This is a genomic window from Thalassospira sp., assembly GCF_048059015.1.
Classification (GTDB): domain Bacteria; phylum Pseudomonadota; class Alphaproteobacteria; order Rhodospirillales; family Thalassospiraceae; genus Thalassospira.
Window position 1 is genome coordinate 52,068 of sequence record NZ_JBLLNT010000026.1, and the last position, 9,868, is coordinate 61,935.

Genomic DNA, 9,868 nt, shown 5'->3' on the forward strand with positions numbered 1-9,868 from the left:
CCTGCGACACGAAGGCAGGATTTACTCGGCGATGTCGAGCCAGCGGGTCAGGTGACGATCCGGGGCGTTATCGATCCAGCCCTTGATCTTCGGCGAGACAAGCTGTTTCGAGACATAGTAGTAAATCGGGATGTAGGACTGTGCCTCCATCATGATGGCTTCTGCGCTGTGCATCAGTTCTGCACGTTTCTTGAGGTCGCCCTCATTTTCAGCAGCAAGCATCAGTTCGTTGTAACGCGGGTTGTCGAACGCTGAATAGTTCAGCGGACCGGTGCGTTCTTCACCCAGGAACAGGAAGTTCTGAGCGTCGTTATAGTCGGCAATCCAGCCAGCGCGAGCGACTTCAAAGTCACCAACTTTGAGGTCGGCATAGTGGATTTTGCCTTCGGAGTTAAACAGTTCTGCTTCAACGCCGATCTGTTTCCACATGTTCTGGATCGCGATTGCGATACGCTTGTGGTTTTCCGAGGTGTTGTAACGCAGGGTGAATTTCAGCGGGTTGTCAGCGGTGTAACCGGCTGCTGCCATCAGCTTCTTGGCTTCTGCGACCTTGTCACCGTAAGACAGGTCTTTCCAGGAAACATATGCAGGTTCGGTGTAGTTACCGGTTCCCGGCGGAACGAAGGAATAAGCAGGAAGTTCGCCGGTTTTCAGAACCGCATCGGTGATGGCTTCGCGGTTGATCGCAAGTGAGAGAGCCTTACGAACATTGGCGTCCTTGAACTTATCTTTGTCGGTACGCACGGTGTAGTAATAGATACCGGCATAAGGTGCTATGCGCAGGCTGTCAGACAGGTTGTCGCGCAGCCAGGAAATCTGTTCGGATGCAATGTCACGCGCGACGTCAAGTTCGTCTGCACGGAAACGGTTCTGCATCGCGGTGCGATCTTCGTAGGTGTAATAGATGACTTCGTCGATCGGAACGTTTGCTGCGTCATAGAACTCTTCGTTCTTGACCAGCTTGGTGTGGACGTTCGGCAGCCATTCAACAAGCTTGTAGGCGCCGTTTACGACGATGTTTTCCGGCTTAACCCAATCCTTGCCGTATTTTTCAACCGTGTGACGCGGAATGGCGAAAGCGGTCTGGTGGGTCAACTGTGCCAGGAAGTAAGGGGCCGGTGCAGTCAGTTTGACTTCAAGGGTGTGGTCATCAACGGCTTTGGCTGCGAGTTTCGCGCCTTCTTTGCCGGTGTTAACGCCCTCGGCACCTTCGATGATGTAGAGCAGGGATGCATATTCAGCACCCAGTTCCGGATCAAGAAGGCGTTCCCAACCTGCGATGAAGTCTTGTGCGGTGACCGGGGTGCCGTCCGACCAGTTATGGTCGCGGATCTTGAAGGTGTAAGTCATCCCGTCTTCGGAAACGGTCCAGTTTTCTGCGGCACCGGCAACCGGCTGGCCATCCGGGCCATAGGTCAGAAGACCCAGCGACATATCATCGGAGATACGGCTGGTCTGAACGGTAGAGATGAAATGCGGATCCATTGACTGCGGTTCGCCGTCGTTACCGATACGCAGGATCTTTTCAGCCTGCGCATGGGTGGTCGACAACATCGTCATCGAGCCGGCAATCAAGGCGGTACCAAGCACAAAAGCACGTGAGGACTTTAGCAGTCCATTCACGAGACCTTTTGCGGTCATCGCGTTGTCTGACATTTGAGATGTCTCCCTCAACAATTATGATTTGTCGTGACGCACTCCCTGAAAGTACGTACGCAAAAATACTGAGGCTGCCATGCGCATACTGCAAGCCAGATTTCACCGAAGCGACACAATTAGTCGAAATTTGCGTCAATTTGGGTAATTGGTGGTTGAATTTTGCGAGTATTAGCAAATAAGTCTGATTTTCTGCGGGTGGCGCAAAACGCCATCTTGAGGCAGTGAAAAGCGCGCAGGCGATAAGTGTTGTGCGGATTGACGCGCCGAGGTTGTGTTGATCGTTGTGAAACAGTTCACATTCAACGGTTTGGCAGATCCTGCGTTTGGTCCGAATCGGCAAGGGATCGCGGGGAAAAGATCAATCCGGGGTCAAAATCGCGATTGTTAATATTTGATGGATCTCTGTATTAGCCGTTGAGAATTCGGCTTTCAGGCGCTACGGGTTATTGCCTAGGGGAGTTAACGAATAAAAAGCGCCGGATAAAATGTTCCAGTATATCGATGTGCTTTCAGTGGTGATTTCCGTGATGGGGCTGCTGCAGGCGGCATTTCTTTTCATGGTTTTGCGCAATGAAGGCGTAAGTGCCTGGCAAACCAATCGCTGGATGAGCATTTTCCTGCTGGCGTTATCCTTGTCGTTCCTGCGCGATATCATTTTGTTGTTTGGCGGAACTGCGGTGGCCTTGATGGTCGAGCCGTTTCTGTTTGCTGCCTATTTCGCACTGGGTCCGTCGATCTATCTTTATCTGCGCGAAATGTCTGGCAACCCGGCACGCAACCCGATCCGTCATCTTTATCCCGTCGTGGGCGTGGTGATTTGCGCCGGGTTCATGATTGCGATGGTGTTCTGGAAATATGGCGACGTGTTGCTGGGCGGTGCGCCATTGCGGATCACGTTTGAAAGCGACTTTGCGCTTAGTGTGATTGCGTGCGGCCTGTTATTTGGCCTGTTTGTGTTTGTCATCACCTATCACATTGCCTTTAGCAAAACGGCCTATGTCTATTGCTGGCGTTTGCGGGCAAAGGGGGATGTTGAAAGCTTGGCACGCCGTCGCTGGGTGCTGAGCGTTCTTTTGTGTTTACATGTTGTTTTGTGTGGCTTTGTCCTGTCGCAAGTTCTGCAAATGGCGGCAAGCGACATGCATTGGTCAAACATTCTGGTCAATGCGGGCTTTGTATTGACCTTGCTACGCCTGAGCTTCCTTTTGGCTAGTCAACCATTTCGCATGGGGGGGCGCAATGCCAAGCCAGTGGCAACCGGCTCGGCAAGTCCGGCGAAGTCAGTTGTCGTGGATGAACAATCCGCAATGATCTGCGCAAAGCTTGATGATGTGGTTGCAGACAAAACGACCCTATTTGATCCGCTTTTGACCATGCCGAAACTGGCTGCAAAGATCGGCGTTACACCCAATCAACTTTCCCATACGCTGAACAATGCGTTGGGGCAGTCATTCTTTGAATTTGTGAATACTGTGCGGGTGCGCGAAGCGGCCCGGTTACTGTGCGAAGATCAGGAGCGTACAATTCTTGATATTGCCATTGCAGTTGGATTCAATTCAAAATCGACATTCAATCTTGCCTTCAAGCGCGCAACCGGTACAACACCCAGCAACTATCGGACTTCACCGGCCGGTGAATTTGTTGATGCTGACCAAACGTTTACCCAACGCACTGCCACAACCGCCTGAAATCAAATTCCGTCACCGCCAGGATGAAGAATGGAAGCGCCCCAAATCGTTCTTTTGCTCATAGCTGTTGTTGGCCTTGCCCAGGCTGTCTTCTTGATGCTGCTGTTGCGGCACGAAGGCAAACGGGCATTTCGCGCCAATCGGTGGCTGATGGTATTTGCCGGGGCGGCGTGTTTGTCTTTTATCGAAGATATTTCTGACGTCGTTCTTAGTGCGCAAATGGCGTTGTATCTGGCCCCGTTTTTCATCCTGTCGACATTCGCTTTCGTGCCGTCAATTTATCTGTATTTCTGTGAAGTTGCCGATAGACCGGTGCGCCATCCGCTTTGGCATTTCGCCATTCTTGTGCCGATGGCAGGTTTAAGTGCAGCTGCGGTGTGGATCATCCTGAATAACTTCATGCCAGACCCCGCCACCAGTTCGACGGTCGAGATTGATATCGAATTGGACGTGCATTTGCCGCTGACCATCATGTTGCTTGTGGTGTTTGTGTCGATGTATGCGCAGCTGATTACCTACATGATCAAAATTTGGCGGGTGGCGATTGCCTATTTACGTCAGGCAAGCGAACAACTGGGGGCGGATCAACATGCGCTGCGTCGCTGGATCCGTGAAATCCTGATCGGGGTCAGCTTCATCTTCGTGATTTTCACCGCAACATCGATGATTGATATCTTTATTGGTGACAGCGACTGGCTGACCACGATTGTTCAGGGCGCGTTTGCACTGGTGTTCTTCCGACTGTCGCATCTTTTGGCGCTCAATCCGGCGCTGTTTGTTCAGGCGGATTGGGCGTCCGAGGATGAGGCGGACGAGCAACCGAACGTTCGCAACACGAACGCGGAATGCCCGGAGCCATCAAACGGCGCGCGTGCGTTCCTTGATGATGAGGATGTCGAACGGATTGCAGCACGGCTTGACCGGGTGGTGGATGAAACCGAAATTCTGTTTGATCCACTATTATCAATGCCAAAGCTTGCCAATACTATCGGCGCAACACCCAATCAGTTGTCGCATGTTCTTAATCAGCATCTTGGCAAAAGCTTCTTTGATTTCGTCAATGAAGTGCGCACACGCGAAGCATCCCGGCTTCTGATCGAGGAACCTGATCGGACAATTCTGGATATCGCGACCAGTGTTGGCTTTAACTCCAAGTCCACATTCAATCTGGCTTTCAAAAAAATCACCGGTCGGACGCCCAGTGTCTATCGCAATGAGTTTTTAGAAAAATCAGATGCTTAGCGCGTGTGAATGATCATTCGTACCGCGAATGCGCGATCTATCGGTTCGATACTATAGAACCGGACGCCAGTAATTCCGGCACAGGGCATGTTCGGCGCACCTAATCATTTCAAGGTGTTTCGATAAATGTCTGTTTCATACGTTTTACGCCGTACTGGCGATGTCATGGTTCTGACCGGGCTTGGTCTGTGCAGTGCTGCAATTATTATGATGGCGGCCCTGCCGGCCTATGCGCAGCAGGCCAAAAAGGAAATCCTGCGCGAACAGGTCAATCCAAAGACTGATGACAGTCTTGACCCGTGGTTTGGTGGCGACTGGCAGGTGGGTGCATTTGGTTCGGTAAGCAACAATCCTTATCGCGGCACGGACAGCGCCAATATGGGCTTGCTGCCGCTCGTTGCCTATGATGCCGAACGTATGCATATCGGCGTTGATGGCGTGGACATCAAATTCTTCAAGAACGACTATTTCACCGCATCTGTCATCGGATCGCTGCGTACCGAGCCGTTTGAAAATGATGATGGTGATTATCTGCGCGGGATGGAAGAGCGCGACATGGCCTATGAAGCCGGTCTTGGCTTCTCCGCCCGGATTTGGCGTGGCGAAGTGGTCGCGAACTATCTGACCGATGTGAATGATGCCCATGACGGTCATCAGGTTGATGTCAGCTATTTTGTTCCGGTCCAGTGGGGCGATGTGAATTTCAACTGGGGTGCCGGTGTGGGCTGGCAAAGCGAAAAGCTGGTCGATTACATGGTTGGCGTGCGTCGTAACGAAGTGCGCAGTGACCGTGCTTACTATTCACCCGATGCGGCTTTTGTGCCCCATCTTGATCTGACCGTGGCCTATCCGATTACTGAGAAGCTTAATCTGATCGGCACCGGCGGCTTCCAATACCTGACCGATGAATATACCGACAGCCCCCTGATTGATGAGGACTACATCATGAGTGTCGGCGTCGGTCTGGTTTACACCTTCTAATCTGCTTTTCTTACCCTCGTGTCATCAACACTCGTCGGCGTGCGGTCTGGTATCGCCGACATGACGGGCCGGTATTTACCCCGCTATTGCATCCACCTGCCGGTCCGTCCTCTTTTTTCAGGAATAGTGTCATGATCCGTTACAAGTTAAGTCTGTGCGTGCCTGTTGCCGTATTGATCCTGTCAGGTTGCAGCGGTACCGGCAGTGAATATGAGCCGGTCGTTGATGGCCCACGCGACGAGATCTATCTGGCGGACCTTGCCGAATGTCGCGAGCTTTCCAAACAAAGCGAATATCTGGGCGGCAAAACCAAAACGGATGCCACCATTGGTGCCGGTCTTGGTGGTGTGGTCGGTGCGATTTCCGATGGTTGGGAAGGATTGCTGGTCGGGCTTGGCGTTGGTGCCGCGCTTGGCGGTGGGGCTTCGGCCTACGAAAACATCGAAAAGCGCGAAGAAATCATCGGCAATTGCATGGAAGGGCGCGGGCATAAGGTTGTTGGCTAACCCCGAACCTATGGCTTGAGTTCCAGCAAATCCCACTTGTTGCCATAAAGGTCCTCAAACACCGCCACGGTGCCATAGGGCTCATAACGCGGTTCTTCGAGGAACGTCACACCAGCTTCGACCATGCGCGCATGATCACGGGCAAAATCATCGGTGTTGAGGAAAAAACCAACCCGGCCGCCGGTCTGGTTGCCAATGGCGTTTGATTGTCCCTCATTGCTTGCCTCGGCAAGTAATACGCGCGTTTCTTTGGCACCCTTTGGCGCAACAATCACCCAGCGTTTCCCGCCGCCCATGTCGGTATCCTCAATCAGATCAAAGCCGACCTTTTGGGTGTAAAAGGTAATGGCTTCGTCATAGTTACGCACGACAAGGGTGAACAATCCAATATGGGGCATGGGTGTCTCGTTTCGGGAAGCGGATCAGGAATGGCAGCTATATCAGGCCGAGGGTTTTAAAGGAATTATATCCCGCATGGCTGATGATGATGTGGTCATGGACTGTGATGTCCATCGCCTTGGCAGCCTCAATAATCTTGCGCGTCATATCAATATCGCCTTTTGACGGGGTGGCATCGCCGCTTGGATGGTTATGCACCAGGATCAGGGCGGATGCATGCAGCTCAAGCGCGCGTTTGATCACTTCGCGCGGATAGACCGGGGTATGATCGACCGTGCCGCGTTGATGGCATTCATCGGCAATCAGCCGGTTCTTGCGATCGAGAAACAGCAAATGCAGTTCTTCGGTCTTAAGATGTCCGATCCGCACCCGGCAATAATCAATCAGCTGTTCCCAACTGGCGATCACGGGCTGTTCCATCGCGCGTTCGCGTGACAGATGCTGTGCGCTGGCCTCGGCAATTTTGATTGCGGCAATCCCGGCTTCGCCCAAACCCTTGGCGGTTTGCAGGTCTTCTGGCCTGGCGGCCAAAACATTGGCGAAGCTGCCAAACTGGGCAATCAGGGATTTGGCAAGTGGTTTAACGTCGCCGCGCGGCATCGCCATGCAGAGCATGAGTTCAAGCAACTCGTAATCGGCAAGGGCAGTGGCACCGCCCTTGATGAAGCGTTCGCGCAGCCGTTGGCGATGGCCGTGATAATGCGGCTTTGGCTGTTTTGCTTTGGGGGATGAGCTATCTGAGACAGCTGGGCTGGCAATGCCGGATGCGGAGGCATCGCGGGTCTGATCAAAAAAGACCCGCGTGCCGTCATCAATTTCTGATGCAGTTCTTTGGGGCGTTGCGGAAGCAGGTTTGCGATCTTCTGTCTCGCTCAAATCTGCTTCCCCTTTGTGTTGCCCTTATTGTGCCGCAGCACTCAGATTATAGGGCGGCTTGTCCAGACCGGCAGGGGATCGGGTAAACACTTCAAACCCGTCTTCCGTCACGCCGAGCGAATGTTCAAACTGTGCAGACAGTTTGCGGTCTCGCGTGACAGCTGTCCAGCCATCTGGCAAAATTTTACACGCATAGGTTCCCTGATTGATCATCGGCTCAATCGTAAAGATCATGCCCGGTTCCAGAACAATGCCTTCACCCGGCTTGCCGTAATGCAAGACATTGGGCGCATCATGGAACACCTGACCAAGGCCGTGACCACAAAAATCACGGACGACCGAGAAACGCTCGCCCTCGGCATAGGACTGAATGGCATGGCCAATGTCGCCAAGGGTCGCACCCGGTTTCACCGCATTAATGCCGCGCCAGAGTGATTCGTAGGTTACATCAACAAGGCGTTGCGCCATGACTTTGGGCGTGCCTGCGATATACATGCGCGACGTGTCGCCATACCAGCCATCAAGGATGACGGTGACGTCGATATTCATGATGTCGCCATTGCCCAGCTTCTTGTCGCCGGGAATACCGTGACAGACCACATGGTTGATCGACGTGCAGATCGATTTCGGAAAACCGCGATAGCCAAGGCAGGCGGAAATCGCATTATGATCGCGGATATATTCATCACACAGGCGGTCAAGCTCGCCGGTGGTCACACCGGGAACCACATGCGGGGTAATCATATCAAGCACTTCCGCAGCCAGCCGTCCGGCGGCGCGCATGCCTTCAAATGCTTCGGGGCCGTGAAGCTTTACATTTCCATTCGCCACCCGAAATCTCCTTAAACGCGGCTAGGTATTTAACTGTTGTATAGCTCAATGACATAAAGCCACCGGCCAGAATTGGCAAGGATTGGCTGATATGCAGGGACTTGGCGGCTGATCTTATGGCCCAACAATCGGCAGGGGGGCGCGCACCGTAACGGCACTGGTATCAATCGCACAATCATAGGCAATGGCTTCAACCCCGTTGGACCGCGCGGATTTGAACCGTTCGCCATAATGCGGGTCGATATCAGTCGATAGGGTAAAGCGATCACAATCGGTGCGCTGGATCAGATAAAACATCACCGCCCGATGACCTTCAGCAACCATATCGGCCATTTCATCTAAATGCTTTGCCCCGCGCGCGGTAACCGCATCGGGGAATTCGGCCAAACCTGGCGCGTCTTCATCGCGTTTGAGATGGACGTTCTTGACCTCGACATAGCAAAGGCCACGGTCGGGATCAGACAGCAGAATGTCGATACGGGAATTTTTGCCGTATTTGACTTCGCGCTTCAGCGTCTCGTATCCGGCCAGTTCGGGGACCTTTCCGGCCAGAATGGCTTCTTCGACAATTGCGTTGGGGTGGGCTGTATTGATGCCGATCCATGCATCGCCGATCTGGCACAGCTCCCAGCTATATTTCAGTTTGCGTTTGGGATTGTCTGATTGCGACAGCCAGACATCAATGCCCGGTTCCTTAAGCCTGATCATACCGCCCGGATTGGCACAATGGGCCGTAATGACATCCCCGCTATCAAGTTCGACATCGGCTAGAAAACGTTTGTAACGTTTGATCAGCTTGCCGTGGATCAATGGATGGGGGAGCTGCATATCAAACCTTTCGCAAAACTGTCCTGACAGAAACTGTCATGTGAGAAGTCGGTGCCCGGTGCCAATTTCGCGGGAAACAGGGCATACATCAACCCCTTGCGATCAATCGAGAAAGACGGAGCCATCATGCGACAAAGCCTGCGCGACAAGATTATTACTGTGTGTGACAAGAAAATCGCGCAAAAGGGCCCGGATGTCGGCCTGTCATTCTATGCGTTCTTTGCCAATCGCAATGACGATCCGGGACTTTTGATGGAAGCAGCACGCTGGTGGATCGAAATCCAACAGCTTGATCATTTCGAAAAGGCCACCAAAATTCGGGAGATGGTTTCGGCTGGGATATGAGCCAATTGGTTTTAAGCCTTCTTGCTCGCCAAATCGATGATCGGGAAACCGTCTGGCAGCTGGATGTTTGCAAGCAACTTACGTAGCTGCTTGCCGTTGACATGCTTTTGTTTGCGCAGTGTCTCACATAGGGCGTCAAAGGCTGCACTATTCAGCGAAAAATACTGCTGAAGAAGGCCGAGATGTTGTTTCCTAAGGGCAAGAAGAGCTTGGTTGTTATGTTCGATCTCAAGTGTATTTGTGGGGGAGGGGTAGAAAATTCGATCAGGCTGCTGGCTCAAAAACCTTTTGGCCGCGTCCATCCAATTCTCATAGCTCTGCCTCGAACCATCATGGATGATGCCAAGTTTGAATTTTTCCGCCGCTTGACCGGCAAGACAACATAACATCGCCCAATGATACTCATTTGATGTGGCAACTTGATGCTTTAAACCAGTTCCAATGGTTGCTGCCAAACCGAGCTCTGAAGGCTTAGCTATGACTTTGACATAACCGGGGATCTCGTCAACAGCA

At 52.6% G+C, this 9,868-nt stretch carries 11 protein-coding genes; 5 read left to right on the forward strand and 6 right to left on the reverse strand.

Annotated elements, in window-relative coordinates; genetic code table 11:
• Window positions 1–21: 21 nt before the first annotated feature.
• Window positions 22–1,656 carry a peptide ABC transporter substrate-binding protein gene (locus tag ACMZ66_RS22415; protein ID WP_416940819.1) on the reverse strand — a complete coding sequence of 545 codons (1,635 nt, stop codon included), beginning with the start codon at window positions 1,654–1,656 and terminating at the stop codon, window positions 22–24.
• Window positions 1,657–2,144: 488 nt separating this feature from the next.
• Here ACMZ66_RS22415 and ACMZ66_RS22420 point away from each other — a divergent pair, with 488 nt between their 5' ends.
• From ACMZ66_RS22420 to ACMZ66_RS22435, 4 genes are all read left to right on the forward strand, one after another.
• Complete coding sequence (locus tag ACMZ66_RS22420; protein ID WP_416940820.1) at window positions 2,145–3,347, forward strand: helix-turn-helix domain-containing protein; 1,203 nt, start codon at window positions 2,145–2,147, stop codon at window positions 3,345–3,347.
• A gap of 30 nt (window positions 3,348–3,377) precedes the next feature.
• Entirely contained in the window at window positions 3,378–4,589 is a 1,212-nt protein-coding gene (locus tag ACMZ66_RS22425) for a helix-turn-helix domain-containing protein (protein WP_416940822.1), read from the forward strand.
• 126 nt (window positions 4,590–4,715) lie between these two features.
• The gene (locus tag ACMZ66_RS22430) at window positions 4,716–5,570 is read left to right on the forward strand and encodes a MipA/OmpV family protein (protein WP_416940824.1); all 855 of its coding nucleotides are present in this window, start codon (window positions 4,716–4,718) and stop codon (window positions 5,568–5,570) included.
• 131 nt (window positions 5,571–5,701) lie between these two features.
• Entirely contained in the window at window positions 5,702–6,076 is a 375-nt protein-coding gene (locus ACMZ66_RS22435; RefSeq protein WP_416940826.1) for a hypothetical protein, read from the forward strand.
• Window positions 6,077–6,084: 8 nt separating this feature from the next.
• Here the strand turns inward: ACMZ66_RS22435 and ACMZ66_RS22440 are convergent, their stop codons facing one another.
• The 4 genes from ACMZ66_RS22440 to sfsA all read right to left on the reverse strand — a co-directional run bounded on the left by ACMZ66_RS22440 (window position 6,085) and on the right by sfsA (window position 9,010).
• Complete coding sequence (locus tag ACMZ66_RS22440) at window positions 6,085–6,474, reverse strand: VOC family protein (protein WP_416940828.1); 390 nt, start codon at window positions 6,472–6,474, stop codon at window positions 6,085–6,087.
• A gap of 37 nt (window positions 6,475–6,511) precedes the next feature.
• A complete protein-coding gene (radC, locus tag ACMZ66_RS22445; RefSeq protein WP_416940830.1) occupies window positions 6,512–7,351 on the reverse strand; it encodes a RadC family protein in 840 nt (279 codons plus the stop codon).
• Window positions 7,352–7,375: 24 nt separating this feature from the next.
• Window positions 7,376–8,182 (reverse strand): type I methionyl aminopeptidase, encoded by an 807-nt coding sequence (map, locus tag ACMZ66_RS22450; protein WP_416940832.1) that lies wholly within the window; start codon window positions 8,180–8,182, stop codon window positions 7,376–7,378.
• Window positions 8,183–8,296: 114 nt separating this feature from the next.
• Window positions 8,297–9,010 (reverse strand): DNA/RNA nuclease SfsA, encoded by a 714-nt coding sequence (sfsA, locus tag ACMZ66_RS22455; protein ID WP_416940834.1) that lies wholly within the window; start codon window positions 9,008–9,010, stop codon window positions 8,297–8,299.
• Between the two features lie 126 nt (window positions 9,011–9,136).
• Here sfsA and ACMZ66_RS22460 point away from each other — a divergent pair, with 126 nt between their 5' ends.
• The gene (locus tag ACMZ66_RS22460; protein ID WP_416940836.1) at window positions 9,137–9,355 is read left to right on the forward strand and encodes a DUF6500 family protein; all 219 of its coding nucleotides are present in this window, start codon (window positions 9,137–9,139) and stop codon (window positions 9,353–9,355) included.
• 11 nt (window positions 9,356–9,366) lie between these two features.
• Here ACMZ66_RS22460 and ACMZ66_RS22465 read toward each other — a convergent pair.
• On the reverse strand, window positions 9,367–9,868 hold a 502-nt coding region (locus ACMZ66_RS22465), incomplete at its 5' end, for a hypothetical protein (protein ID WP_416940838.1).

Coding starts and splice junctions, on each gene's coding strand:
- ACMZ66_RS22430 (WP_416940824.1), top strand. CDS start 4,716: ATGTCTGTTTCATACGTTTTACGCCGTACTGGCGATGTCATGGTTCTG.
- ACMZ66_RS22460 (WP_416940836.1), top strand. CDS start 9,137: ATGCGACAAAGCCTGCGCGACAAGATTATTACTGTGTGTGACAAGAAA.
- ACMZ66_RS22415 (WP_416940819.1), bottom strand. CDS start 1,656: ATGTCAGACAACGCGATGACCGCAAAAGGTCTCGTGAATGGACTGCTA.
- ACMZ66_RS22440 (WP_416940828.1), bottom strand. CDS start 6,474: ATGCCCCATATTGGATTGTTCACCCTTGTCGTGCGTAACTATGACGAA.
- sfsA (WP_416940834.1), bottom strand. CDS start 9,010: ATGCAGCTCCCCCATCCATTGATCCACGGCAAGCTGATCAAACGTTAC.
- ACMZ66_RS22435 (WP_416940826.1), top strand. CDS start 5,702: ATGATCCGTTACAAGTTAAGTCTGTGCGTGCCTGTTGCCGTATTGATC.
- ACMZ66_RS22420 (WP_416940820.1), top strand. CDS start 2,145: ATGTTCCAGTATATCGATGTGCTTTCAGTGGTGATTTCCGTGATGGGG.
- ACMZ66_RS22425 (WP_416940822.1), top strand. CDS start 3,378: ATGGAAGCGCCCCAAATCGTTCTTTTGCTCATAGCTGTTGTTGGCCTT.